The sequence below is a fragment of the Thermatribacter velox genome, assembly GCF_038396615.1.
GTDB classification, from domain to species: domain Bacteria; phylum Atribacterota; class Atribacteria; order Atribacterales; family Thermatribacteraceae; genus Thermatribacter; species Thermatribacter velox.
This window is the reverse complement of the sequence record NZ_CP121689.1, coordinates 165,017-191,514: the sequence shown is the minus strand read 5'-3', so window position 1 is coordinate 191,514 and position 26,498 is coordinate 165,017. Positions and strand designations below refer to the sequence as shown.

At 45.7% G+C, this 26,498-nt stretch carries 25 protein-coding genes, 1 tRNA gene and 1 riboswitch; of the genes, 8 read left to right on the top strand and 18 right to left on the bottom strand.

Annotation, left to right across the window (positions count from 1 at the left end):
- The first annotated feature begins 304 nt into the window (after window positions 1-304).
- On the top strand, window positions 305-637 hold the full coding sequence (locus QBE54_RS00990) for a hypothetical protein (protein ID WP_369018498.1): 333 nt from the start codon (window positions 305-307) through the stop codon (window positions 635-637).
- 83 nt (window positions 638-720) lie between these two features.
- On the opposite strand, the gene QBE54_RS00985 is transcribed toward QBE54_RS00990, so the two are convergent.
- From QBE54_RS00985 to QBE54_RS00965, 5 genes are all read right to left on the bottom strand, one after another.
- Complete coding sequence (locus QBE54_RS00985; protein WP_369018497.1) at window positions 721-1,539, bottom strand: carbohydrate ABC transporter permease; 819 nt, start codon at window positions 1,537-1,539, stop codon at window positions 721-723.
- Window positions 1,540-1,545: 6 nt separating this feature from the next.
- Window positions 1,546-2,418 carry a carbohydrate ABC transporter permease gene (locus QBE54_RS00980; protein WP_369018496.1) on the bottom strand — a complete coding sequence of 291 codons (873 nt, stop codon included), beginning with the start codon at window positions 2,416-2,418 and terminating at the stop codon, window positions 1,546-1,548.
- A 143-nt stretch (window positions 2,419-2,561) separates the two neighbouring features.
- Window positions 2,562-3,896, bottom strand: a complete 1,335-nt coding sequence (locus QBE54_RS00975) for a sugar ABC transporter substrate-binding protein (RefSeq protein ID WP_369018495.1) — start codon at window positions 3,894-3,896, stop codon at window positions 2,562-2,564.
- A 303-nt stretch (window positions 3,897-4,199) separates the two neighbouring features.
- Window positions 4,200-6,056: a glycoside hydrolase family 127 protein gene (locus QBE54_RS00970; RefSeq protein ID WP_369018494.1), complete on the bottom strand. Its 1,857-nt coding sequence runs from the start codon at window positions 6,054-6,056 to the stop codon at window positions 4,200-4,202.
- A 51-nt stretch (window positions 6,057-6,107) separates the two neighbouring features.
- Window positions 6,108-6,788, bottom strand: coding sequence for a FadR/GntR family transcriptional regulator (locus tag QBE54_RS00965; RefSeq protein WP_369018493.1), 681 nt, complete (start codon window positions 6,786-6,788; stop codon window positions 6,108-6,110).
- A gap of 302 nt (window positions 6,789-7,090) precedes the next feature.
- On the opposite strand from QBE54_RS00965, the gene QBE54_RS00960 reads away from it, so the two are divergent.
- Complete coding sequence (locus tag QBE54_RS00960; protein ID WP_369018492.1) at window positions 7,091-7,879, top strand: hypothetical protein; 789 nt, start codon at window positions 7,091-7,093, stop codon at window positions 7,877-7,879.
- Between the two features lie 132 nt (window positions 7,880-8,011).
- On the opposite strand, the gene QBE54_RS00955 is transcribed toward QBE54_RS00960, so the two are convergent.
- From QBE54_RS00955 to QBE54_RS00945, 3 genes are all read right to left on the bottom strand, one after another.
- Window positions 8,012-8,683 carry a SagB/ThcOx family dehydrogenase gene (locus QBE54_RS00955; protein ID WP_369018491.1) on the bottom strand — a complete coding sequence of 224 codons (672 nt, stop codon included), beginning with the start codon at window positions 8,681-8,683 and terminating at the stop codon, window positions 8,012-8,014.
- An 87-nt stretch (window positions 8,684-8,770) separates the two neighbouring features.
- A complete protein-coding gene (locus QBE54_RS00950; protein ID WP_369018490.1) occupies window positions 8,771-8,929 on the bottom strand; it encodes a hypothetical protein in 159 nt (52 codons plus the stop codon).
- A gap of 27 nt (window positions 8,930-8,956) precedes the next feature.
- Window positions 8,957-11,632 (bottom strand): calcium-translocating P-type ATPase, PMCA-type, encoded by a 2,676-nt coding sequence (locus tag QBE54_RS00945; protein ID WP_369018489.1) that lies wholly within the window; start codon window positions 11,630-11,632, stop codon window positions 8,957-8,959.
- A gap of 35 nt (window positions 11,633-11,667) precedes the next feature.
- Between QBE54_RS00945 and QBE54_RS00940 the strand changes: the two genes are divergently transcribed.
- The 4 genes from QBE54_RS00940 (at window position 11,668) to QBE54_RS00925 (ending at window position 13,583) form a co-directional block, all read left to right on the top strand.
- A complete protein-coding gene (locus QBE54_RS00940; protein WP_369018488.1) occupies window positions 11,668-11,958 on the top strand; it encodes a hypothetical protein in 291 nt (96 codons plus the stop codon).
- Between the two features lie 62 nt (window positions 11,959-12,020).
- A complete protein-coding gene (locus tag QBE54_RS00935; protein WP_369018487.1) occupies window positions 12,021-12,461 on the top strand; it encodes a hypothetical protein in 441 nt (146 codons plus the stop codon).
- Between the two features lie 26 nt (window positions 12,462-12,487).
- Window positions 12,488-12,928: a hypothetical protein gene (locus QBE54_RS00930; RefSeq protein ID WP_369018486.1), complete on the top strand. Its 441-nt coding sequence runs from the start codon at window positions 12,488-12,490 to the stop codon at window positions 12,926-12,928.
- Between the two features lie 94 nt (window positions 12,929-13,022).
- Window positions 13,023-13,583 carry a hypothetical protein gene (locus tag QBE54_RS00925; RefSeq protein ID WP_369018485.1) on the top strand — a complete coding sequence of 187 codons (561 nt, stop codon included), beginning with the start codon at window positions 13,023-13,025 and terminating at the stop codon, window positions 13,581-13,583.
- Window positions 13,584-13,650: 67 nt separating this feature from the next.
- On the opposite strand, the gene QBE54_RS00920 is transcribed toward QBE54_RS00925, so the two are convergent.
- From QBE54_RS00920 to QBE54_RS00895, 6 genes are all read right to left on the bottom strand, one after another.
- Complete coding sequence (locus tag QBE54_RS00920) at window positions 13,651-15,066, bottom strand: MFS transporter (RefSeq protein ID WP_369018484.1); 1,416 nt, start codon at window positions 15,064-15,066, stop codon at window positions 13,651-13,653.
- Window positions 15,067-15,496: 430 nt separating this feature from the next.
- A complete protein-coding gene (locus QBE54_RS00915) occupies window positions 15,497-16,279 on the bottom strand; it encodes a radical SAM protein (protein WP_369018483.1) in 783 nt (260 codons plus the stop codon).
- Window positions 16,261-16,887 (bottom strand): class I SAM-dependent methyltransferase, encoded by a 627-nt coding sequence (locus QBE54_RS00910; RefSeq protein ID WP_369018482.1) that lies wholly within the window; start codon window positions 16,885-16,887, stop codon window positions 16,261-16,263. The genes QBE54_RS00915 and QBE54_RS00910 overlap by 19 nt, the downstream gene beginning before the upstream one ends.
- Before the next feature lie 296 nt (window positions 16,888-17,183).
- Window positions 17,184-18,257, bottom strand: coding sequence for a Gfo/Idh/MocA family protein (locus QBE54_RS00905; RefSeq protein WP_369018481.1), 1,074 nt, complete (start codon window positions 18,255-18,257; stop codon window positions 17,184-17,186).
- 173 nt (window positions 18,258-18,430) lie between these two features.
- Window positions 18,431-19,663, bottom strand: coding sequence for an RNA-guided endonuclease InsQ/TnpB family protein (locus QBE54_RS00900; RefSeq protein WP_369018480.1), 1,233 nt, complete (start codon window positions 19,661-19,663; stop codon window positions 18,431-18,433).
- A gap of 161 nt (window positions 19,664-19,824) precedes the next feature.
- On the bottom strand, window positions 19,825-21,201 hold the full coding sequence (locus QBE54_RS00895; RefSeq protein ID WP_369018479.1) for an MATE family efflux transporter: 1,377 nt from the start codon (window positions 21,199-21,201) through the stop codon (window positions 19,825-19,827).
- Window positions 21,202-21,469: 268 nt separating this feature from the next.
- A riboswitch (cyclic di-GMP riboswitch) is annotated at window positions 21,470-21,557 on the top strand.
- Window positions 21,558-21,633: 76 nt separating this feature from the next.
- On the opposite strand from QBE54_RS00895, the gene QBE54_RS00890 reads away from it, so the two are divergent.
- Window positions 21,634-22,281, top strand: coding sequence for a C39 family peptidase (locus tag QBE54_RS00890; protein WP_369018478.1), 648 nt, complete (start codon window positions 21,634-21,636; stop codon window positions 22,279-22,281).
- 73 nt (window positions 22,282-22,354) lie between these two features.
- Here QBE54_RS00890 and QBE54_RS00885 read toward each other — a convergent pair whose 3' ends face one another.
- Window positions 22,355-23,809 (bottom strand): ATP-binding protein, encoded by a 1,455-nt coding sequence (locus QBE54_RS00885; protein ID WP_369018477.1) that lies wholly within the window; start codon window positions 23,807-23,809, stop codon window positions 22,355-22,357.
- An 80-nt stretch (window positions 23,810-23,889) separates the two neighbouring features.
- Here QBE54_RS00885 and QBE54_RS00880 point away from each other — a divergent pair, with 80 nt between their 5' ends.
- Window positions 23,890-24,348, top strand: coding sequence for a YbaN family protein (locus QBE54_RS00880; protein WP_369018476.1), 459 nt, complete (start codon window positions 23,890-23,892; stop codon window positions 24,346-24,348).
- A 124-nt stretch (window positions 24,349-24,472) separates the two neighbouring features.
- On the opposite strand, the gene QBE54_RS00875 is transcribed toward QBE54_RS00880, so the two are convergent.
- From QBE54_RS00875 to QBE54_RS00865, 3 genes are all read right to left on the bottom strand, one after another.
- Window positions 24,473-24,916, bottom strand: a complete 444-nt coding sequence (locus QBE54_RS00875; RefSeq protein WP_369018475.1) for a flavodoxin — start codon at window positions 24,914-24,916, stop codon at window positions 24,473-24,475.
- 209 nt (window positions 24,917-25,125) lie between these two features.
- On the bottom strand, window positions 25,126-25,863 hold the full coding sequence (locus QBE54_RS00870) for a hypothetical protein (protein ID WP_369018474.1): 738 nt from the start codon (window positions 25,861-25,863) through the stop codon (window positions 25,126-25,128).
- Between the two features lie 445 nt (window positions 25,864-26,308).
- Window positions 26,309-26,385 (bottom strand) — tRNA-Trp (locus QBE54_RS00865).
- Window positions 26,386-26,498 lie beyond the last annotated feature (113 nt).

The window sequence follows — 26,498 nt, the reverse complement described above, 5'->3', positions numbered from 1 at the left end:
AAAACTGTCGCCATTCTTTTGTATACTTTAATAAACTTTGTAATTAAAGTTTTCTCTAAGGGGGCGACCAGGATAACCAGTAAGCCAAACCCTCGTTTTTGCTGACGCAGCCTCAGATCCACCAAAGTTTTCTGAAAAGTGTCCAAGTCTTTGCTTTAAAAAGAATACGCTGTAAAAAGTCGAGCCCGAGAACAACCCTCAAAGGCGGTACAAAACATCGCAACCCCTTACATTCGATAACCTATAATTAATAAAAAGTGACCTCACCAAAAAGGAGGGATAAACCCTGGAACTCTGGGAAGCGTTGAGTGAGCTGGCAGACAAGGAAATATTGAACGAATATGCACCAGCAGGAATGCGTGCTGCTTTTATGCGTGGCATTCTTGCCAACCTGGGCTCTGCTATCGAGGGAGAGCTCGAAGCCATAAGAAGAGAGGTAATCTATGAAACAAGCAGATACCTGGAAGAAGTGATTCAAAGAGCCGTTACCGAAGGAGTAAAGATGGGTGTTAAAGAAGGCATCCGAGAGGGAATTAAAGAAGCACTGGCGGAATTACTTAAAGAAATCAAAAAGATGCAAAACTCACAGCAACAGCAACCTGCAGCCGAAAACGAAAAAAGCCGGAAGAAAAAATAAATTCGTCAATTCATCCCTTTTCTTCCGGCTTTTCATTCACCAGCCCTTAACAAGGGGTTTCTATTGGCCGCTTTCGATTGCCGCTATTCCTTGAAAGCACCTGCAGTTAAACCAGCCACAATGGACTTACCCGCAAGAAGCGCTACCGCAAGAGGTGGAATGGTGTATATCATGCTTCCTGCCATCAGCTTGTTCCATTCCACGCCATACTGACCAATGAAAACGTAAAGACCTATGCTGAGTGGGCGCATGGTTTCCGCTTTTATAAAAGCCAGGGGAACGATGAAGTTGCCCCAGGCCAGAAGAAAGACCAGTATGGAAACCGAAGCAATACCTGGCGCAGAAAGGGGTAAGACAATGCTGGTGAATATTTTAAAATACCCCGCCCCATCAATGAGTGCCGCCTCAATCAACCCCGAAGGCACAGAAACCATGTAAGAACGCAAAATGATTATTGCAAAAGGAGCCAGGAACACCGAAAGTGCCAACATCACCCCAAAATGGGAATCGATTAGCTTTATCCTGGTAAACATCAAAAAAAGCGGGATAATTACTGCCGTATAGGGAAGCATCTGGACAAAAGCAAACAGAAAACTCACTGCACCCTTGAGCTCAAATCGGAATTTGGTCATAACAAAAGGAGCCGGAAGCGAAACAAGCAGGGTTAAAAGAAGGGTTCCAAAAGCGATGATGAAACTGTTTTTGATATAGGGAAGAAGGGTTAATAACGCATCCCGGTAATAGCTCAAGCTTGGGGCCGGAGGAAAGAGATAGGGAGGTTTGTGGAAAATCTCTTCCGTGGACATGAAACCCCCAATAGCGATGAAGTAAAGAGGAGAGACCACCAACGCAACCACCAGGGCAACCAGTGCACTCCACTTCCATCCTCTCTGTTTTTTCAACGATTTTCACCTCTCCTCTAATCTGATGCGGTTAGAAAAGCCGACAAAGAGAATCACGATTATCTGCATCAGTACCAAAACGGCTGCAGATTTCCCGAACTGAAAGCGGTCAAAAGCAAGAGAATAAGAAAAAGTGCTTAGAAGGTGAGAAGCCCCTCCCGGACCTCCTCTGGTAACAATCCAGACCAGGTCGAAAACTTTGAAAGTGAGGATGCATCCCAGAATAAAGGTAGCCACTATCACTGGCCTTAACATGGGGAGGGTGATGTAGAGGACTTTCTGCCAGCCCGCCGCACCATCTATATCAGCACTCTCATAAAGCTCCTCGGGAATCTGTTGCATACCGGTATAAAGTAGAATAAAGTTGAAGGGAATACCCAACCACACGTTGACCGCTGTAAGCGAATAAATAACTGTTTTTTCCGAAGTTATCCAGCGCACAGGTTCTCGAATCCAGTTCAGGCTGGCCAAGAGATTGTTTAAAAAACCGTTATCATTGAGAAACCAGCGGAAAAAAGATCCGGAAACCATGATGGGCATAACCCAGGGTATCATCACCAGTGCCTGCAAAAACCCTTTCAAAGGGAATTCGTAATTGAAAAGGAGAGCCAGCAGAAACCCAACTACCATCTGCAGAGCAATAGAAAGCAAGGTGAAAACGATAGTATTATAAAGCGCTCTCCAGAAAAGAGAGTCATTCAGAACCGTTCTGTAGTTAAGAGAACCCACGTCTTTTGCTGTTCCACGAATGTAACTGATTAGGTTGACATCTTTCAGACTCAAAAAAATATTGTAAGCTACAGGATAAACGCCAAAGATAAATATTAAAGCCAGCGAAGGGAGCAAGAAAAGGAAAAGGGTTGTTCTGGGTATCTTCACTCTGTTTCCCCCTTAAGCATTGGTGAAACTTCCCTTAAACCAACATTTCACAAAAAACTTGCCGGCGAAAAGGCCAGCTTTATCGGTGAATCCAAACCCCAAAAACTCAAAAGCGGGGAGGAATTGACCTCCCCGCCTGATGCTCATTGCCCTTTCGCCCTGGCCAGAACTTCTTCCAGAATTTCCCTGGCCCGAGCCTTGCTTGCTTCATACTCTTCAGGAGTAAATATACTCTTTATATTCTGGGCTGCTTCTTTGAAAGCTGCCTCAGGTGTTTGCGCACCAGTGAGAGATCTTTGCAAAGCCAGAGCAAGCTCATTGGAAACATCAGGATATTTGTCCATGCCACCCATGGGCGGCCTGGGCACAGCGTAAGCAGCCTGTTTGATGAAAACCTCGAACTCAGGGCGTTTGTTAGCGATTTTTGCTGCGTAAGAAGCAAGAGTTGGAATGTGTCCCGTCCATTTTTCGTAGTATTCATCCAGCTTCTCTCCAAACCAGATTCGGATGAGCTCCCAGGCATACTTGGCTTTTTCGCTGTCAGAAGTGGTAATCCCTACACACTCTCCTCCAAAGGGCAAAACAGCGGATTTCATGCCGGCTTCAGGAACCGGGAAGGGAGTTACCTTCACATCACCCAGCTTCTCCAGAACATCCGGAAGCAGGTGCCAGCCAAACTCCCAATTCCCGTTAATCATCATCGCTGCTTGACCATTCATGAACCAGATGGTCACATCGCCCTGGTCTTTCAGACCAATAACGTCTCGAGGAGTATAACCTTTTTCAACCAGGCCGGTAACAAATCCAAGGGCTTCTATGGCCTCAGGCTGGTCCAGCTCCATAAGACTTCCGCCGTTACTCCACAGAAATGGTTCAAACTGCCAGGTTCCGGCTTCATCTGCTCCCGCATACAGCATAAGCCCGTACAGGTTCAAACTCTCTTTGATTTTCTGGCAAGCATCCTGGAGCTCTGCCCAGGTTTTCGGTGGCTCTCCAATGCCTGCTTCCTTGAGGAGATTTTCACGGTAGAAAATGGCCAGGTTGTTGGTGTGCACCTGCAAAGCGTAGATGTCGTTATCTTTACTGGTCAGGAGTCGATGGCCAGGGAAGAAGTCCATCCAGAAATCTTCACCAAGGTCCTGCATCACGTTATCAGTGATTTTCTGGAAAACACCTGCCTCGATTAGCTGAGGTACCCAGGGATTATCCAGATAAACCAGGTCAGGTAGGGTGTTGGAAATAGCCTGCTGAAGAATGGTTGACATATATTCGGCAAATGGGATATACACGTAATTCACTTCTACATCGGGATGAGCTTTTTGAAGTTCGGGAATCAGAACCTTCTGGATAAACTGGGCAACCTGCTCAGTGGGATTGGAATAGCTCTGGAAGGTCAAAGTGGTCGCCGCAAAGGCTCCAAAACTTACTGCCAAAGACCACACCAGAACCAGTAAACCAATTAACAATTTTTTGCTCACAGTACCTTACCCCCCTCAAACTAAAATTCGATAAAACATTGCCAACCACACATCCTGCACCAGCTCACTGCTTATAAACCAAGCAGTAGAAATCCACGTTTTAGTTACCGATGTTAACCTTTTCTTCCATCTTTCACCTCCTTCTCAAAAAGAGCATCATCAACTCAACATGCCACCAGGACCTGCTTCAACATCTGGTCTTACCATCTTACCAAGCCGGGATACAGTAACCTTTTTCCAGCTTGCCAACCAGAAAAGCTTCTTAAATCATCTTACCAAGCAAGTCTCTCAGGTGTTCAGGCTTTACCTGGCTTTTATCCAAACTTCCATAGGTCCTGGAGTTCTGTTAGCCCAAGCATAGTAAGGAATAGCAGTGAATTCCACTTCTTTCCTGAAGTTATTTGCTTCTTTAATGGTCAGATATAACCTCTCCCAGGCGTTCGGGTCAGCAACATACCCTTTTCCTCTGATTGCCACTACACCACCCAGGATATCCCGGTGTTCTGCCTTCAGGTCTCTGTCTCTGGATATCTCAAGGTCCCAAACATCCATACCGGGGTTATCCTCTGCTTCCACACAGTAAATAATTGGGCCTCTGCGAATAGCCACTCTTCCCACGTTGTCTTGCACCCGGGGATGACTCTCCAGAAGCTCCGAATCCATAGCAAGGTTCAGAGAAACCGTATCACCATCGTGCCAGTTTTTGCTGATTTTCAGATACCCATTTTCAAGCACCGGCTCCACCACTTTACCATTCACACTCACCGAAAATTCCCTGCACCACTCCGGCTTTCGCAGATAAAGCGAGCACGAAACGTTGCCACTTACCTTGAACTCCACCAGCCCTTCCCAGGGGTACCTGGTCTTCTCTTCTATCTTCACTCGGGAACCAGCCACCTCAAGCTCAGCAACATTGCTCGCATAGAGGTTGACCCATATTCCTTCTGGAGAAAGCGCATAGAGATATCCGGGAAGCGCAGTCAGGGTTCTTGCCACATTGGGCGGACAACAGGCACAGGCAAACCATCTTTGCCTCCGGTGGCCTCCTCTATCTGCCAGGGGGTTAACGTAAAAGTACTCTTTTCCATCTAAGGAAATCCCAGGTAAAATTCCGTTATAAAGAACAAGCTCCATCAGGTCGGAAAATCTGCTTTCACCCGAGACAAGAAGCATTCGGTAATTCCACATAAAACTGGCAATGGCAGCACAGGTTTCCGCATAGGCTTTTTCATTGGGAAGTTCATAAGCTTCTCCAAACGCCTCCCCTTCATGCCTTGCTCCTGCTCCCCCAGTCACATACATCTTTCTGGTTACCAGGTCAATCCATAATCTCTCCAGAGCATTCCAGAGGCCTTTATCACCGATCTCCATGTAGAGATCGGCAGCACCGCAGTTGAGATACAGAGACCGAACCGCATGGCCAACAATTTCATCCAGCTCTCTAAACGGCTTATGGTCTATATGATAGGTGTTTCCACCAATTAAACCCTTGCCTCTTTCATCTATGAAAAACCGGGCCAGGTCCAGATACTTCCGCTCACCCGTTTCCCGGTAAAGCTCTACAAGAGCCATTTCCACCTCCGGATGTCCAGGAACACCCTTTCTTTTCCGGGGGCCAAAAACCGAAGCAATGTGTTCTGCAAACCTGATGGCCACATCCAGAAGACTGCTTTTCCCAGTAGCCCTGTGGTGGGCAATGGCTGCCTGAAAGAGATGCCCGGCACAGTAAAGCTCATGCATATCCTTGAGATTAGTCCAGCGGTCTGGCTTGCGGGAAAGGGTGAAATAGGTATCCAGGTAGCCATCCTCGTCCTGAGCCAGCTTTATTTCTTCTATAACCTCGTCAACCAACCTCTCCAGTTTTTCATTTCTGTTGCCAGCCAAAAGATAGGACACTGCCTCTATCCACTTGTAAATGTCGGTATCGTTGAAGAAAAAGCCTGAAAACTCACCAGAAATTTTTGAGGCAGCAATTCTAAAATTGTCCATCCGACCGGTTTCTTCCATGATTTGATATTGCAGTGGCAGGGTAACCTTTTCCATGAGCTGCACTTTGCCTGCCCAAAAATCGCCTTCTGTAAGCTTTACACTACTTATGGAAACCGGGTGTAACCTTACATGCTTGCTTTTCGTTGTGTCAACCACAAAAGTTCGAGACATAAGCCCCTCCCAGTATAAAGTTTTGTCTATCTAATACTCCACCAGAAATTCTCAACCACTCTTTTTTATCTCATTCTCAAGTGCATCCAAAAGCCTGTCAATTAAAGTGCAGGCCCGAGCTGGATCTCTTTTTTCAACACACTTGAAAAGTTCACGATGGAAAAAATAGGTTTTTTCTGCAAAAGAAGGACACTCAAAAGGATCCTCCCAAAAAAGATGAAAATCTTTCAAACCTTCCAGAATATCAAAAAGGAGCTTATTACCTGCGGCACGGTAAATCAGGCTGTGAAAAGCCCAGTTTTCCTCTCTGCTATCTTCACCCCTCCTTTGCTTTTCTTCAAGAAGGTTTAGTCGCCTTTCAAGATCCTCCAGTTCTTCTTCAGTGATATTTTTGATTGCTTCCTCCACAGCCAGCTTTTCCAGGGCTCTCCTTATCTTTAGAACTTCCAGATTTTTCTTCTTGTCCCCATCTATGTGAAGAACCAGGTAGGCCATGTTGTTGCGTAAAGGGTTTTTGATGAAGATACCCTTTCCAGGCAGAACTTCCACCAGGTTCAAGCTCTCCATCTTTCGCAAAGCTTCTCGCAAGAGAGGACGACTCACTCTCAAGGCACTGGCCAGTTCTCGCTCTGAAGGGAGCCTATCCCCTGCTTTGAGGTTCTGGGAAGAAGCGTATTCCACTATTGCTTCCACTATGTTTTCGGTAAGTTTCACCCGGTTGATTGGTCTCATAGGCTATTTTGCCCTCTGGTCTTACCATCTTACCAGAAAAAGTGTACCGCTATCGGCAAACATTGTCAATTACCTACCGATTTTTTGCGCGCAATTCCGGCAACAAAAAATGGCAAAAAAGCTTTCAGCTGCTTTTTTTGAAAAATCCAGACAGCATTCTTAAATCCTGAAAGCCCAATCTCTCTTACCAGACTCCAAAACTTCCCAAAAATTCTCAAAATTTATTCTCAAGCGCTCCCCAAAAGGGTCAAATCTCCTTTCTATATTGAGAAAGAACAAAAACCCCAAAGAGGTGATAAGCGGTGACCAAGCGAACTACAAGAATACTCATCGACCTAAGCGCGTTGCTTTTATTTCCTTTCCTTTACAACAAACGCCCCTTGGGGCTTGCTTTCCACGAAGTAGCTGGACTGGTTCTTTTGGGTTTAGTGGGTATACACCTTGTTTTTAACTGGAAGTGGATAGCTGGTGTCACCACCCGCTTTTTCAAAAGAAATTTACCTGCAAAAACCCGCCTCACCTACCTCCTCAACGCTTTGCTTGGGATGTTCTTTGCAATGACAGTTACAAGTGGCATACTTATTTCCCGGGTAATCTTTACTGGTTTCAGAAACCCTGTCCTGCGTAATTTACACTTTTTCTCCGCCGGGGTAACCCTGCTGCTTTTCGGCATTCATTTTGGACTCCATTTGGGTTTTTTCGCTGCCGCATTCAAAAAATTAACCTATATTCCCAGTAAAATCGCCCGGCCTCTAAGCATAGCCGTGCTGGTGGCCATTGTGCTTTTTGGGTTCTACAGCATCTCATCAAGTAACCTGCCCCGCTGGCTTTCTTTGCCCTTTACAGCGGACCTTGCAGAAAGAGAGCATACATCCGGTCCTGAAAAAGCCTGGGCCTTGCAACCTTCAGTAGACAGGAACAATCAGCGCCAGAGTTTCGACAGTGCCAAAACAGGACTTGGAAGCTACTTCCATTTCTCAGTGGATAACCTGAAAGCCGCGGCCATGAGTTTCCTGACCTATATTTCCATCGTCATGGTTTTAGGTATACCCACTTATTTCCTTACCAGGTACACATTGAGGCATAAATGACACAAGCCAACCTTGTAATTAATACTTGCTTCCGGAAGCTTATACCCCGCACTCTGCTTCAAAAACAGGTAAAAGTGGAAAACCCCGGGGACAGCTTGGACAAAGAGAGCCCCCGGGCTAAGTTACAAAAGCTTAGCGTTTCCCAACCGGGAAAAGATAAAGAGGAACTATATCTTTTGGAAGATCAAGCACCCGGGCTACTGCTTCATCATAAAAAGCTCCGATGGCCACAGTGCCAAGGTCCAGAGCTTCGGCCTGTAAGTAAATATTCTGGCCCGCATGCCCTGCTTCCATATGGACATAGCGGATGCCACGTTCCCCGTACTTGCGAGTGGTCCGCTCGTACACCGCACAGATGACGATGGTAACCGGTGCCTCTTTTATCGCTTCCTGATAGAGCGCTGAGCGAAAAAGGTCCTCCCTTTTATCGCCTGGAAGGACCATCTCCAGTGCATGTTCTCGGGGTAAATAGTGGTACACCCCTTCAGGAATCCCTTCCACTTCCCCAACCACCACATACACCTCAAGCGGATAGAGAGCCCCTGCTGAAGGTGCAGTCCGAAAGCCATATCTTTTCTCGGTAATTCCTTGAGCAGCGAAAAGAAGTTGAGAAAGCTCCTCCAGGGTGAGTGCTTTATTGCTGAAAGAGCGCACCGAGCGTCGCTTGATGAGAACTTCTTCCAGGGAGTATTGGCCACGCTCTCTGGGTGCAGGCAGGGGAATCCTTTCTTCTCCCCAGGCTGGCTTTAGCACACCAAACACTCCCAGAAAAGCAAAAATGAGAATTATTATTTTCACGCCCATCCCCTCCCAAAACTTTCATCCAAAAGTCAGCGTGAAAGCTTAAACTAAGTATAGCATGAAAGAATTTCTACGCCCTCAAGAGCTTATCTATTCAAAGTATCCCTTCAGTTTAGAAGGCGTTTCCCTGACTACTACCAGAAGGTCGATGCCGCTTTCTCTACAAAGCTTGCCAGAAACCCGCAAACCGAAAAGCATAACCCTTTCAACCACAGGAAAAGAAGCAACCGTTCGAGCTATCCGCTCCAAGAGGTAAGAACGTTGCTCCCTAACCCTTCAACCTCTAACTGCTGCCTTCCGCCGTTTAAATAACTTCTCAATCTCAACAGCAAAGAAAACAACGCTTGAAAGCAGCAAGGTCAGCAGTAATTCTCCCGCAGTAAGCGGAGCCGTTTTGAAAATCGGCCTCAGGAAAGGAACGTATATAGTTGCCATCTGCAAAATGAAAGTAAGGATAAAAGCACCCAGGAGGGGTTTATTGGAAAGAGGACCCTGCTTAAAGAAAGACTCCTTCTCTGACCTCATGGCAAGTACATTACCCATCTGGCTCAAGCAAAGCACGGTAAAGACCATGGTCTGCCAGTGAGCATGGCCTGTTTTAATGGACCAGGCCTGGGTAAAAATGGATATCAATCCCATAAGCAGGCCGACCCAGATAATCTGAAAGCCTAATCCGTGAGCAAATATGCTTTCTTTGGGATGCCGTGGAGGCCTGTTCATAACGTCTTTTTCTGCAGGTTCTCCGGCCAGAGCAAGACCGGGAAGACCATCGGTAACCAGGTTAATCCAGAGGATGTGAATTGGCAAAAGGGGCACCGGAAGCCCAAAAAAGGGAGCCAGGAATATGGTCCATATCTCTCCGGCGTTACTGGTCATCGTGTAGCGTATGAATTTCTTGATGTTGTCAAATATCCTTCTCCCTTCTTTCACCGCGTTAACGATAGTGGCAAAATTATCGTCAAGGAGAATCAGGTCCGAGGCTTCCTTGGCAACATCGGTGCCAGTAATCCCCATAGCCACTCCGATGTCTGCTCGCTTCAGAGCTGGCGCATCATTCACGCCATCTCCAGTCATAGCCACAAACTGGCCTTTATCCTGCAGGGCTCTCACAATCTTCAACTTTTGCTCAGGCGCCACTCGCGCATAAACCCGAATGTGCTCAACCCGCTCCTCGAATTCCTCAAGCGACAACCTTTCAAGCTCTGCCCCGGTAATCACTGCTTCTTCTGTATTTCCATCAAGAATTCCCAACCTCTCTGCAATGGCTTTGGCAGTGAGCGGATGGTCACCAGTTATCATCACCGGCTTAATTCCTGCTGCCTTGCAAAGGCGTATGGCTTCTTTGACTTCTTCCCGGGGAGGATCTATCATGCCCACAAGGCCCAAAAGTGTGAGTTCGGCCTCAACAACTCTTTCCTCAACCTGTTCAGGAAGGGTACGCCATTTTCTCATAGCAATGCCCAGGACTCGCAGGCCCCGGGAAGCCATGTCTTCTGCCACCCGAAGAATTTCCTCCTTGTCCACAGGTCGCAAGCCCTGAGAAGTCAGCGTGTTTTGAGATTTCTCAATCAGGTTTTCAATCGCACCTTTGGTGAAGGAAACAAAGCTCACCCCATCACCAAAAACGATTTCCACGCTTTCTGGCTCTCCCTGACTGACCTCATGTATAGTGGTCATGCATTTGCGTTCGGAATCAAAGGGTATTTCTGACACCCGGGCAAACTCCCGTTCAAGGGCGGTTTTATCAAACCCAAATTTCCTTGCCAAGCTGTAGAGCGCAGTTTCTGTGGGGTCACCAAGCACTTTTCCAGAACTGTCCACCTGAGCATCGTTACTTAGGGCAAGAGCTATGAAAAGCTCTGGGAACAGACCGTTGGCACTCCCGTTATCTTCTTTAACGTCTTCTACCTTCAGCACCTTTCCATCAACCCAAATTTCTTCAACATGCATTCTGTTGAGGGTAAGGGTTCCTGTTTTATCGGTACAGATGTAGGTTACCGAACCCAGGGTTTCCACCGCAGGCAATTTCCGGATAAGCGCGTTGCGCTTGACCATGTTCTTTGCAGTCAGAGCCAGAGCAATGGTCACCACTGCCGGGAGTGCTTCAGGAATTGCTGCCACAGCAAGGGATATGGAAGTAAGGAGCATCAGAAACGGATTTTCCCCTCTCAGAATACCAGTCACAAAGACAATGCCACAAATCCCCAGAATGGCAATTGCCAGCCTTTTTCCAAAAGCAGCGAGTCTCTTTTGAAGGGGTGTTTTGGTTTCTTCTTCCTCTTGGAGCATGGTGGCGATTTTCCCCAACTCAGTGTTCATCCCGGTGGCCACCACCACACCTCTGCCTCTCCCGTAAGTTACGATGGTTCCCTTGTAGGCCATGTTTTTTCTGTCACCAAGGGGGAGATTCTCCTCCGGTAGGGGTTCCTCCATCTTCTCAACCGGGACTGACTCACCGGTGAGAGCTGATTCATCAACCTTTAACTGGGCAACTTCCATAAGCCGCATATCGGCAGGCACGATTTTTCCCGCTTCAAGGAGTACAATGTCACCGGGCACCACCTGAGAGGCTGGAATGCTCTGCAACATTCCATCCCGAATAACTACTGCTCCCGGCGCAGCCATCTTTTTCAAAGCTGCTATAGCTTTTTCGGCCCGGTATTCCTGAACGAAGCCTATGATTGCATTGATGATAACAATCACGATGATGGCAATGGTATCCTGAGGTTCACCAATGATGCCTGATACAAACGCAGCTGCAATAAGGACCATAATCATGAAGTCCTTGAACTGATCGAGAAACATTTCAAAAGCAGTACGTCTTTTCCCCTCTTTTATTTCGTTCGCTCCGTACTGAGCAAGCCTTTTCTGCGCCTCTTCCTGCGAAAGTCCTGCAGGACCAGTGTTAAGCTCTTTAAAAACCGCATTTATATCCTTTTGATACCACTCCATCAAACAGCCTCCTCACCAAAAAGCTGTAATCCAAAATGCCAAAACTGCCATCACGTTTTTACCAATATGGGCAGCGCTCTACTTTGCAAATCTTCTTCCCAGGCAATTATACCCAATTTATCAAAAACATACTCAGTCAGCAAACAAGATTTTGTTTAATACCAACTGAAGACAAGGAAGAGCCTTCGAAATCCCAAGCCAAAGCTTCCTTATCCACCCCAAGCAACTTACTCAAAAGTAAAAACTTCCAAGCCAATCTTCATTCGTCAGATCTTTCAAAAATTTTTGAACCAGAAAAAACCGATTTTTTATCACGGCGACACTAAATGACGTTGCGTAAACTTACAATCAATAATGAACCCAAATCATCAAAAAGGAGAGGAGAACATTGTTCGATCGTAAAGTTCTTCTTGCGCTTATTTTAATAACAGTTATGGGCATATTTTCTCTTGTTGGTTGCAGTACTTCAACCACCACTTTCACCATAGCAAGTAACGACTTTCAAATCTGCGAAAACCTTCTCCTTGCCTGGTATCAGGCCCTCAACGCAAATAATTTTGCCTTAGCCCTATCTTACTGCAAACCAGGAGGAATCATGTTCGATTATACAAATGACCTCTGGAGGCTCAGTATAGAATACCCATTCGCATACGTTTTCTACACAGTAACAGACATTTACGGCCACGAATACATCAACGTCAACATGATCTCCATGTACCACGACTTTTGCAAAGACTTCTACTACAACGGGTGGTACTTTAAAACTGACTGCGAAACTCGTTTCTTAATTCTCTTTGAGAAGGTTTACGGCGAGTGGAAGCTTGCCTAAAAAAAACCTTTGCAGGAGGTGTTTATATGCGTCGCTTAGCCAGTTTTTTGCTTTTTGTGTGCTTTACGCTGATAACCTTTTCCTCTGCTTACGCGGTAACCACAGAAGAGCTTCTTACTCGCATTGAACAGCTCGAACAACGAGTTGCAGAATTAGAAAAACTTCTGCAACCCCCAGAAATAACCGAACAGCAAACGGTCACCTCTGACCAAATCGTGTTTGAGGGGGAAGGTATCCAGAACACAAGACCTTTCACCGTTACCGGAGCGTGGGTTATCGAGTGGCAAGCAGAAGGGAATTTTTTCATGATAACCATTTGCACCAAAGATGGAGATTACGTGGACATTCTGGGCAATGCTAAACGTGGCTCATCATACCAGCCTCAAGGAGGCAGTTACTATCTCCAGGTAAATGCTCTCGGTAAATGGAAAATTGCTATCAAAGAAGAAGGGCAAACGAAAAAGTGATTTTTCTCTTAAAACGCCAAAATGCTCAATAAAAGCACCACCTAAAGCGTTCAGTTTGTGTCAATCACAGAAATCAGGAAAGGAGAGATGCAGCGTGTCTGCCAAGAAAAAGTTATTGATGCTTTTATGCGTTATCATCCTGCTGATGGCATCGGGTATAGCGTTCCCTGCAGAATGGAAAATGGTAGCCCGCACCTACAGTGAAGACACCTTCTTCGTTGACAAATCGTTTGTTGAAGTTATCAGCCTCACCAAGTTCAAAATTATCAAAACCCAGATAAAGCGAGTTCTGGGAACAGATTCCAAAAAGCTGATAGAAAGGCTTTTCAAAGCAATTGCCTGCGCAAACAAAGAACCCTGGCCAGACGAAGCCAGCTACAAAACAGAGGACGGAACCGAGTACACAATAAGGTTGCTCGATGACTACGATGTAGAATATGCCATCTTAAAAGTCTACCTCAATCCCGAAAACTACGGTTACCTCGCCATAGAAGAGCGCTACTACAATCCGCAAGGAAAAGAGATTGGCAAAGCAAAGTTCAGCATACCTTCCACCATCAAAGAAGATTCCTTTACGTACGTATCTCCCTATTCTGCGATAGGGGCCACCATTGATTACTGCGCAGCCTATCTCAAGAAAAAGAACAGGCTATAAGATTTGCTAACCCGGTTTTTCAAAAGATAAAAAACTGCACCGGTAAAAGAGAAAGAACCACAGTGTATCAAGCTCCACCATGCAGGTTGCCCCGGGCGAGAGAGGCAAATATACCCAAAACACAAAGAGAGGCAAAAACCATAAAAGCAACTTTAACACTTGTCAAAAAGAGTGGATAGCGTTCAGGTGTGATCTGGACTCTTCCCATAAATACTGCAAAAATCAACATGGCAATTCCCATGCTGAGCATCTGCCCCACAAGCCGCATGGTAGCCAGAGTGGCCGATGCCACCCCGTAGAACTTTTTTTCAACGGAACTCATGATGGCATTGGTGTTGGGAGAGGAAAAAAGCGCAAACCCAAAGCCCAGGAGCAGCAAGCTGGCCACAATGAAAGTAAGATCTGTGGCATTGCCCAGAAAAGCAAAAAGGAAAAGCCCCAAAGCGGTAAAGGCCATACCCATTGAAGCCACCACTCGGGGTTCAACCCGATCAGAAATTCGGCCTGCAAAAGGCGAAAAGATGGCCATGACCGCAGGCTGGGCTACAAGGATTAAACCTGCACCCTGGGGATTGAAGCCTTTTATGTACTGGAGATACAGGCTCAAAAGAAAGGTCAAAGCGGCAGTAGCACTGTAGTTAATCAGTGCTGCCAGATTGGAAAAAGCAAACACTGTGTTGTTCCTGAAAAGATTCACGTCCAAAACAGGGTGAGCTACCTTCATCTCCCACACCACAAACACCAAAAAGCCCAAAGAACCAGCCAGGACCAACCAGGCTCCAGAAGTATCCGGAAGGAGAGAAAAGCCATATATCAATGCCACCAGGAAACAGGCATAAATCAACGAACCCAGAAAATCAAATTTTTCTCCCCGGGCTTCTGCCCACTCATCCTTAAGCTTCCACAGGGTAAAAACAATGACCAAAAGACCCAGGACAACGTTCAGCCAGAAAAGGCTTCTCCAACCCAGGTACTGGGTCAGAAGTCCTCCCAGAAAGGGTCCTAAGGAAAGGCCCAGATACACGGTCGCCGTGTTTATCCCCAGGGCTCTACCCCGCTCTCCTGGTGGAAAAACCGAAGTCAGAATGGCCACTCCAGTACTGAATATCATTGCCCCACCTGTTCCCTGGAGTACTCGAAAGGCGATAAGCAAAAAAGGAGAATTAGAAACTGCTGCGAGAAAAGAAGCGATGGTATAAATCAGCACACCACAGGTAAAAATCTTCTTTCTCCCATATATATCAGCCAACCTTCCCGAAGGAACCATAAACACTGCTGCAGCCAAAAGGTATGCTGTGGGAATCCAGCCCAGCAAAACTGCGTCCATGGCAAATTCTTTTCCAATGGCGGGAAGGGCCACGTTGATAGAAGAACCCATAAAGGGAGTGAGAAAAGAACCCAGCGTGATGGAAAGCAAAACTGCTCTTTTATAGGAATCAGCGCCTGTTGTAGTTAAAGTGTTTGTAAACATAGCACTCACCATTACAGTTTAACAATTTAAAAAGCCTCTTTTATGAACCCTGCCTTTTTTGAGATAGCAATAAAATAACGCTGCTGAAGACAACTCGAACAGGGCGAAATGCAACCCTTTTACCCGCTACCAGCAAAGCCAAAAGAGTGAAAGAAAATTTTCCTGTTTTCATTCACCTTACGCAGCTACCACCACCTAAACATGGTGGTTTTTTGCACCTCTCCTCTCTGCCACAACAGGTTCTGTCACTTTGCGAGCTAAAAAGATTACCACCGAATACAAAAGGACACCAGAAGGCATCTTGCTCAGTCGCTCGCTGCCACAGCGTTTAAGCTTCCACTTCACTCTTTCCAACGCCTTTGAGAAACTCGGTTATCCTTCCCCAGTCTTCACACCGGTATTCATAAATAGGCGTGCAACCAATCAACTCACTGAAGCACTTTCAGGAATAAATTTTACCCCTTCTTCTCAGGGTATCTTCAGCACTGATTGGTTGGACCGCTTTTTTCTCGACATCGTAGACAGAAACGATGTTCATTCCTTCAAAATAGCTTTTCACCCGCTGAATCTCTTCCCTCGACAACGGTTTTACTTTGCAAGGCCTTAGCGGCGTGTTAATCTGAACTTCATCAGGATTAATCTCTCTCGCAAGTTCAGACAACTTCTCGGCATCATCTTTATTTTCTTCTACAAACATTATCTGCAAAGCGAGCCTTCCTCTATATAAAGACCTGAATTTCTTTATACCATTAAAAATTGCGTCAAAGTTTATCTCTTTCATTGGCTTATTTATCGCTTCCAACGACCCCTGAGAAAAAGCATCTAATTTAGCCATTACAAAATCAGCCAGCAATAGATCTTTCACAACATCTTCTCTATCCATTAAAGAAGAATTTGTGATAACCGCAACTTTTTCTCTCCGCACTTTCTTTACGGACTTTATCATTTCTCCCAGATTTTTCGCCAGGGTAGGCTCGCCTCTACCGGAAAAGGTTATATAGTCGATTCCTATTTCGGGCAAAGAAGAAATCTCTTCCAGAAGATTTTCGGTGGAAACATAAATCTTTCTTTCTGAACTGAAAAAATGAGTCTCCCCTAATTGGCAATAAATACAATCAAATGTGCAAATTTTATCTTTGCAAGACAAAGGATCTATTCCCAAAGAGCTTCCCAATCTCCAGGAAGCAACCGGCCCATAAACGTATTTCAACCTTTTCTTCCGCATATCACCACGAAACTCCCTTTTCCATACCCCTTTTCTGGCTTTTCCACTTCCTTAAGTTCTTCCAAGGGCTGGAAAATGGTTTGATAGGTAACAATTTCATCGAAGTTGTGTCTTTTCAGTAAACCTATAACTTCATCTACTGAATAAAAATTTGCCTTTTCGTAAAACTTGTGTCCCTGCTGCTTTTTTTGTTGATAAAGCCTTCCCAGATAACTATTTTTATCCACGATGCCAATGATTATCTTTCCACCGTCCCTAAGCACCCTTCTCGATTCTGACAATACCAAATCGGGATTGTCTACAAAACACAAAGTAACTACCATCAAGACAAAGTCAAACTCCGCTTCCCCAAATGGTAGCTGTTCGCCCTTGCCCAAAAACGCTTTTACACCACGCTCTTTAGCAATCTCAAGCATCTTCTCTGACGGATCAACACCGAAAGAAACGCCCAGGGGTACTGCAAACCTTCCGGTGCCAACACCAATCTCAAGTCCTTTGCCTCCCCTGGGAACTACCTGTTTCAATGCCTCTATTTCGGATAAATAAGCTAATCTATTTTTGTCGTACCATTCATCATATTCCATCGAATATGAATCAAATATACTCATCAATCTTCCCCCCAAGCCTTTTGAATCTCCATCCAAATACGTACCCCAATTATCACCAAACCACGCCAATCTTTTCGCCAGGCTGAATTATTCTTTGTAATAAGAGTTTCCTACTTGCCCAAGCTCAAACAACACCCATGAGCCCATAAACAGCCTGATGCGCCCACCTCAACAGCAATACGATGCATCAGGGAGTTCCTTGCCTAATTATACAACGGGTTCACGCAATCCCCTGACAAATATGCTTAAACGATACCTTCTCACGCCCGCAGATTCTGAGAAATCACAAAATTACCTCAACATTCCTGCCAGGTACCCTCAGAAATTGAAGCTATACAGCGATCAAGGATTGCCTGATTGCGGAAACCATCTCCAAAAGATGGGATTTCAACCACTTCTCCCCGCAGGGCTCTCACAAAAGCTTCGGTCTGAAAATAGTAATGATCGAAAGAGCCAAAATGAGGCGGACATGGAAAGAGAGCAAAATTGCTCCGAAAGTAGGTATATTCAGTCATCAATGCCGGACAGGCGAGAATTTCCTGGGGTTTTTCAACATCAACCAGGAAGCCACCCTGCTCACCGTTTACCTCCACAGTCAGGGCATTACCCCGACCCGTTGCACAGCGGGACATTTCCGCAGTCAAAAAGGCTCCCCCTTCCACTTCACCCCATACACTTACCGCATCGTCCACAGTAACCTTCTTTTTCTCTCCCGAAACAGGGTCCTTCCTTTCGGAAACGAAAGTCCTGGCGTAAGCCTTAACCCGCAGAATTTTTGATCCGGTGAGAAACTCGACCAGGTCAAAAACATGAGAACCCAGATCACCCAGAACTCCACTCCCTGCCTCCCGGACGTCAAGCCGCCAGCTATAAGGAGCTGAAGGCGAAGAAAGCCAACTCTGGAGGTAGTGGCAACGCAGGTGGTAAATTCTTCCCAGTTTATTTTTGCGCAGAATATCCCGAAGCATCCGAACTGCCGGGACAAAACGGTACGAAAAAGCAACCATGTTGACCAAGTTTCTCTCTTTTGCCAGTCGATAGAGCTCCTTTGCCTCTTCTGCGTTCATGGTGAAGGGTTTCTCACATAAAACATGCTTTTCAGAAAGCAAAGCCCGCTTAACCAAGGGATAATGGGTAGCGTTAGGAGTTGCAATTATCAGCGCCTGAAGAGGCAGCGCAAAAATCTCGTCAGCGCTTGTAGTGAGGTGCGGAACCTGGTATTCGCGTTTTGCCTTTTCCAAACGGGCCTCGTCTGGATCACAAACGGCCTCCACCTGAACATCAGGGGCAAAGTGGCGCAAACTTAGAAAATGACGCTCCCCAATACCACCAAAGCCAATGATTCCTACTTTAATGTTTTTAGAAGACATGCTCTTCATCCTTTCCGCAGAGGTTTTCACGCGTCTTTATCATAACGCTATTTGCAACCAGGAGAAACCAGCTAGGCTCTGAAAAACTTCCACATATACCACTACGCTCCGTAAGAAAAGAGTAAAATTCGCAACAACGTGACGTCCTCCCCTCAATAAATTGAGGGGCATCCTCAAGCGGATGTGCGCAAAGGTTTACCCTCGCGCTTCGGTTCGGCGACGCCGTGCCATCCCAAGAGGTATGACACGACCGCGGGCCGCGCCACTCGGCCACTACTCCCCTTCACGGGAGATACCTGATGCACCCTCTCGAAGATGTTCAGGGCACCATTTACATCCGCCTGTGCCCTCCACCCACAGGGACATATATACAAACCCCGATATCTCCGGTTGGAAGGCATAACCTTCCCGCAGGCGTGACAGGCAATGGAGGTGCTCTTCTCTTCTACATCGTCACGGATTGTGACCCCCACTAGGGCACCTTTATATCTCAGCATGTTGATCAGCTTCCGGTACGGCCAGGCATGCAACCGCTGGTTCAGCCACTTTCCATAGTCAACGCTCTCTCGGATTCCGTTAAGGTCCCCTATAGCTATTTCTTTTACACCCCGCCGCATGCACTCCCCAATAAAATGAGCGGTGGCTATGTGCAGTAAGTGCTCCACCTGTCTTCTTTCCCGGTGTGTTATCTCCTCCCACCTCCGTGAGTTCTGCTTAAGACTGGCCCGTACCTTCTGCCAGTACCGTCTTATGGTTTTGATCTGCCTGCCAGAGTAGAGCATTACTGTGCCATCATCAAAGGCACAGGCCATGAGAACCGTCTCCCCAAGGTCCACCGCTACCCTCCCCGTCCCGTTGTTCTCACGAACCTTAACTTCCACCACCAGACGGGCCTCTATTCGCCTGGAAACCTTGTCGTAGGTAATGGAAAGTTCCCGCACCCGTTCGTACTCCACGCCAGGACGGTGAGATATCCGGAAGGTGACTTCTCTTACCCCGTCTTCCCGGCCGCTACCCAGACTCAATGTAACTTTATCCCCTTTCACTTTGAAGCCGCTCTGCACGTACTTAAGTGGCGAAAGCTGACCCTTACGGCGGAAGCCGGGAGCCCCATGCTGCGTGAGACCCTTTTTCTTGAGGGCAAAGAAAGACTTGTATGCTTCCCGTACTTCGTCCCGGGTGAGTTGCACTGACACCGAGTAGTACCCTTTGGCCCTGGGTAGCTCCTTTAAAATGCGGTTGAGGTTCTTCCGAGAAATATTTACCCTTCCGGTTTCTTTGTACTCTTTCCGCAGATGCCACAAAAGCCCGTTGTAGACCTTGGTGGCACAAAACATGGCATCCTTCAGAACAGCTTCAGTCTGCGGGTCCGCATGGATTTGGGCTTTGAGTGTGATTAGAGGCACTCATTCGCATCCTTCTTCTATTTTTTGAGCTTCGATATACCGACTGATAGTATCACTAGAAACCTGTCCCGCTGTAAATGCTAGGGTGAGGGGGTCCGTGTATCCCCTCAATAAATTGAGGGGGATTACTGCCCCCTCGCACTCCCCCATATCTCTAAAAATTATGACGACGCATGTAAGTACTCAAAGTCTTGCTTTAACTTGTTTACTGTAAATCTGCCCCAGACAAAGGTGATACAGGCAGAAGTAGCATTTCCTACCACTATTCCTGCCCATACTCCCACAAGCCCCATTTCCATGGTGAACACAAAAAGCCAGGAAAAGAGTACCTGCATGATGATGGTTCTCATAACGGTAACGACCAGGCTTTTCTCACCCCGACCAATCCCCTGGAACATTGAAGAAGTAAACATCCCAAAGGGAACTCCCGCCAGAAAAAGGCTAAGCAAACGTAGAGCTTTCACCAAATCATCGTAGATGCTTGCACCCGCTTCTGAATAAGTAAAGACCCTCCCGATGAAAGGTGCCAGCGCCAGAATAACCAGCGTTACGACAACTCCTATAAGCAAACCCAGCTTCACAGCGTAAAGGTACGCTGTCTCTAGTTTTCCTCCGTTCTTTTCCCCAAACGCTGCACCGGTGACTGAGGTAACAGCCATCGCCATGCCAATAAGGGGAACCGTGCCGAAATTGATAACCCTCCAAGCACTGGTAAAAACTGCTACTCCGTAATCGCCACCTGCTTTTACCGCAAATACATTAAGTACGTAGATTGCCACCGACATGCTGATTTGAGCCAGCGATGCAGGAATACCTATTCGCAAAATTTGTCTTAAAATGTTTGAATCCCACCGGTAGCGAAAGGTTACATAAGTATCCTTTTTAAAATACAGCCAGTACGCAATCAGTAAGGTGGAAATGGCTATGGATAAAACCGTCGCATAGGCAGCACCTTTTACTCCCAAGCCCAGCACATAAATGAAAACGGGATCCAGTGCAATGTTCAGAAGCGATCCTGTAGCGATGGCAAACATAGGCCTTTTAGCGTCGCCTTCGCCCCTTAAAACACCGTTGGCTACGTTGTTGAACATCAAGAGAGTAATAGCATAAATCAGCACCGTGGCGTAACCCATGGCAAAATCGAGTGTTTCGCCACTTGCACCTGCAAACTTGAGAATAGAACCTATGCTCGGAAAAAGTAAAAAAGTAGCGATCACACCAATGATAACGGACAAAACCATGGAAAGAGAAGCGGCAGTGTCAGCACCTGCTTTGTTTTTCTCGCCGATTTTTTGCGCCACCACAGAACTTGCACCAACCCCAACACCAGCAGCCAGCGCAATGACGATCATAAAGAGGGGGAAAACCAGACCTATCGCAGCCAGGGCCTGAGGTCCAAGCCCGGCTACCCAGATGCCGTCTGCCAGGTTGTAAATGGTCTGTACCAGCATCGCAAACATCATGGGAATAGAAAGTTTCACAATGGCTTTCCTGGGGTCTCCTCTGAGCAGTTTGGTTCCCCTGGTTTCTCGCTCCATTTGCGCTCACCCCATTTCTCTAAAAGAGCCAAAAGCCGTAAAAACCTCATTTGAAAGTATTTTCTTTGAAACAAACTTTTTTTGCAAACCAATGAGGAAGTAAGAAAAAGATAATTCAAAAAATCTGGATACCCTTTAAAATTTTTAAAAAAATTCCTCTTACACCCCTAAAGTTTTTTTACTTTTTGCCGATATATTGTAATGAAGGCAAAAGTTGAAAGAACAGATTTTCTTTTGAACCTTTAAAATCGAAAGGATTTTTTTCAGGAGAATGAAAGGGCAAACTCTCCGAAAGGAGAGGGCGCAAAGCTTCGGGCCTAAAGCGCAAAGAGCGCTAAGGTGGCTGAGCTGCCAAGTCTCCTTATTTTTGTGGAGCTTGCGAAGCGCCCTCACTTCCTGGAGGGGAAAAGCCCAAACGGGAGGTGAAGGGCAATGAAAAAAAGGTTAACCCTATTAGGTTTTATTGCAGGTTTAGTAGTAGTTTTGCTTGTAGCTGGTTGCTCCACAACTTTTAATATCCCTCTGGATGGCAGTACATCCCTTCCCACAGGAAGGTTTCTGGAAAACACCGCTTCCCGGGTTCTTCTGGATGTTCCTTTTCTTCCCCAGGTTCCACCTGGCGACTGGTCCAACACTCGAAACTGCGGCGTGGCTTCGGCAGTTATGATTAAAGCGTATTACTTTGGCAGCACCCCGACTCCAGAAGATATTATCGAGGCTGATCAGTGGCTTCATAACCGATTTGGTCTTCCTTTGAATGGTGGAAATGGGGATTACACCAATGTGTTCCAGATTCGTGCCTGGTTAGAACACGAAGGAGTTCCAACCAGAATAGGCATGGGTAACCTGGAAGTACTTCGTAAGCTGCTTTTTGAGGGCAAACCCGTCCTGGTTGCCGTATACTCCAACATGAACCCGGCAGGTGGAGCCAAGCACGCTATGGTAGCCGTGGGCATAGACGATTCCACCATATACGTCAACGACCCGGGTAAGGTTAATGGAAAGAACAATACCTATCCTATTTCTCAGTTCCTTGCTGCCTGGTCGGCCCAGAACAACTGGTATGTTACTATAGAGTAAAAGTTTTGATAAATTCAACTACAGTGTTCAGAAATGGAGAAACTTTAAATATAATGCCTATTTTCAAGACACTTTATTGGTTTACCAGAAACAACCTCTCAAGGTCTATTAGCTTTACTTCATCGCTTTCTTCCAGATTTTCAAAGCCACTTTTTGAGAAAAGGTAGTATATTATCGAAAAATCGCTCACCTGAAGATCTTTCAGAAGGTATGGAACTTTACTTCTAAGCTTGTTCAAAACACGAATGTCCACTCTTTTATTTGTCCATTTACATTTACCCACATAAAGTGTTTTTCCCTTAATAGCCACTACATCAATCTCTATTTCTTTATTCCACCATCTACCAACTTTCTCCACTCCCTCTCTTTTGATTAAATATTGGCGAGCTACCTTTTCAAAAGTGAAAGAAACGTGTTGATCCAGGGTAGCAGTTATTCTTCGCAGCGCTTCTTCTTTCAGATTCCTATATATTAATTCTTGGTTTGGATAAATGTATCTGAAATAAAACCTTAAATACTCGTCAGACAGGTAATAATGAGGTTTGCGTTTCGGTTTTCTGTTAATAAAAAATGGGAACTCCTTATTTACGAACTTCAATTCCATCAGTCTCGAAAGATACATGCCGATGCTTTTGTAATCCACGCCAGAAATATCTGCAATTTCACTGGGTACCGTTTTGCCTTGAGCTATTGATTGAAGTATCGAATAATAGTTGGAAGGATCCTTAAATTCTTCAAGAGTCAGAAATTTTCCTTCCTCAACCAGATACTCACCGGCAGTGAGGACTTTTTCTGTTAAAGCCGTATAAAAATCCCTGTAACCAGAAAATTCAAGGAGATAGAGAGGAATCCCATCGGTGACACTGTACGCCTTCACAAAATCCCTTGTAGACTCAAAATTCAAAAATTTTACAGATTCAAAAAAGTCGAGAGGTAGTACCTGATATTGTCCTGTCCTTCTACCATAGATGGGGCTGTTCCTTGTGAGTACAATTTTTTCGATCATTCCGATATACGAACCACAAAGAATCATCTTAACTCCTAATTTCGAAAAAATCTCATCCCACCACCTTTGAAGAACGCTCGTAAAACTTTCATCACGCATGGGAATATACTGGAACTCATCAAAAACAACCACTTTTAAATCTCTTTTAGCTTCAAACACGTTCTTTAAAAATCCAAAGAATTCATCCCAAGAAGAAATTCGCAAGGTAGACGGAAGCGCCAGAATGCTTTTTATCTCATCCAAAAAACGATTCATCAGGTGAATGCTGCTTGAAAGGTCTGCAGTGAAAAATAAAGCTTTTTCAAGGCAATTTTGAAGAAGAAAAGTTTTCCCCACGCGGCGTCTTCCATATATAACAAGCAACTCCGCCTTATTGCTTGAAAGCTTTCGCTTCAGAAACTCACATTCCTTTTCCCGATTAATAAACATTTTTACTACCCCTTTGTATAGTATATCATAGAATACCAAATATAAATTTTTTAACTTTAAATTTTCTAAATCTAAATTTAGAAAATCTACCAAGGGAAACACAATTCTTAAACTACCGCAATCTGCCCAATTTCTTGCATATCCTTTTTCTCTCCAGTATTATTTTTTTCGTTATGAAAGAAGCTAAAAATGCTCAGCTTCCTGGTTTTTCTTCTGAGGAGATAAATAAAGCACGCTCTAAACTCGTTAGAACTCTTCTGATTATTGCAGGAACATTTTTTGTGGGGCTCGGGATTGCTGGTATACTCTTACCCCTTTTGCCCACCACGCCTTTTCTTCTTCTGGCTACAGCATGCTACGCCAGAGGGTCACCAAGATTTTACCACTGGCTCCTCAACAATAAGCGGTTTGGAAACTACATTAAGAATTACCGCGAAGGAAACATTCCATTAAAAGCAAAATTTTTAACCATTGCTGTTTTGTGGGCTACAATAGCGACTTCCTACGTTGTGGTCTCCAAAACCTGGGTCCGGATCACTCTAATCCTTATAGCCATGAGCGTTACTGTACACATTCTTTCCATTGGCAGGTTCTATCCCCGAAAAAAAACGAACAGGGCCTTAAAAAACTAACTCAGATTGTGCTGCTTTGCTGGAAACAACTTTCAAAGCCCGTCAACCGTTACCATACCAATCCGTATGTTTCATAACTCTTTTCACTTCAAAATCGTCGCTACCCAACGGGAAACTTTTTCACTCAACTCACTTCCTCCACATCATAGACAACCAATTCTTCCAAAACCGCTGCATCCGGGCACAGCCTTTTTATGTCCTCTACCACTCTCTGCTTCCCACCGCCACCATGAGTTATGAAAGGCGCAATCTTTTTTCCAGAGAGCGCGTACTGGGAAAGAAAAGTAGCCACAGGTGGTGCCACCGCTCCCCACCAATTTGGTGTTCCAAGAAAAATGACGTCGTATTCCTCGACACCTTCAATTTTCGTTTTCAAGGGAGGTTTGTAGCCTGGTTTGTAGCCTGCCTTTATCTCTTTTCTCGCCTGCTCAGTAGTTTCTCTGTAAGACGAGGGGTAAGGCATCTCAGGAATCAGCTCGACGATTTCTCCCTCAGTTAATTCTCGAATCAACCTGGCTATCTTGCGCGTGTTGCCAGACCAACTGTAATAAACTATCAAGGGTTTCATGCTTTATCCCTCCGTTTTTGATATAGCACTGAGTGAAATAAATTTACCCAATTGTATTCGTTTTTGGCGTTTCTCCTCACTCAACGAGTTCCGCCATTATAACAAAACCCCCGTAAAGGTATTGTGCCCTCACGAGGAGTCCGCTCTCGTCAAAAGACGCTCTGAAACACTCCTGACTGTTGAAATAGATAACAGAATCTACGCCGTACTCACTCTGTTCGTTCTGCCAAACCAAAGCGATTTCTGGAATCTCCAGAATTACATCTTTTTTTCAAGAGTTCCGGATGCACGTAGAAAGGCCCAAACGAGGGAACACCCATTACTTCTTCTGAAGGTAAGGACATACCAGAGTAGAACTGCACAACCCTGTATCTGGCGATTTCACCTTGAACGCTTGAAAGTTCATAGCTGCCACTTCCTGCAGGCGAGGTGACCCCGTAGGAAGTAATGTAAATGTCGTAAGTATGACTTTCTTGAGCAACAAGGGGAAATTCATTGACTCTGGGCCAGTCAATGTATAGATGTTTTAAGTATTGACTGTACACCACACCTGACCCTTCATGCTGTCTGGTAAGGTACTGAAATCTTTGAACGAGCCCCTCAGTTGACATCCAAATGTCCGTAGAAGAAACATCCTCTTCTATGCCTACCCAGATGGAGTTCTCTGAGACAGCACCACCTCTTACTACAATGCCCTGTTGGGCAAGCACGTCAGCCTGATTAAGTAAATCCTGGATCGCATCGGGATGCAGGAACACCAAAAGTGGCATCACCTTAAAGGGTTGAACCATTATCTGATAAGTGGAAAGGTTGGTGAGAACAAGGAATTCGATTCCCCATACCTCACTGTTTTCCAGGTTCGTGACAACATTGATCCTGAAACCACTTCCCGAAGCGGCGCTTGCCCCAATCGACCGAGAACCGCCTTCTTGCTGATAGATCAGCACAAGACCAGGCTTAACCCATTCGGGAACAGGATATTCCCTCGGAAGAAGAAGTGAAAGATCCGCTTGCGCAAAAGCTGTTATGCAGTTATCGTGAACAGCATCATCACTACTAACAGCACTAAAATGCCGTACAGTCTCATGTTACTTCCTCCTCCTTGTTTTCACCATAGCTTTATTATAAAGCCACGAAATCAGCTTCAAGAAAAAGCTGGTTTTGCTTATGTTTTGGGCCACATCGTAAATAAGAAACTCTTTTGTTACAAAAATTCCGGTTGCGCTCTTTCAAAGCTACAACCACCGTGGGAAAGGTAATTTCTACCAAAAGTGTAAACCAAGAAAAAAGAAAGTGCCAAAAATGAAATAAACCTTAAAAGGCTGGCTTTTTGCAAGGTTTCCCTATTGGAATTTTCGCAAGGAAGTCATTCGCTGGAAGCCTCATGAATTCTGGCAGGCCCGGCAGGATTCGAACCTGCAACCCCCGGATTTGGAGTCCGGTGCTCTAGCCATTCGAGCTACGGACCTACCTTCACAAGCAAAATATACCCCAAAAGCGGTTTCCTGTCAACAACATGTTTAAGCTAATATCATGCGGGGGCACCTAATAAGTCCAGTCTCTTCTAAATATCTCCAGGCTC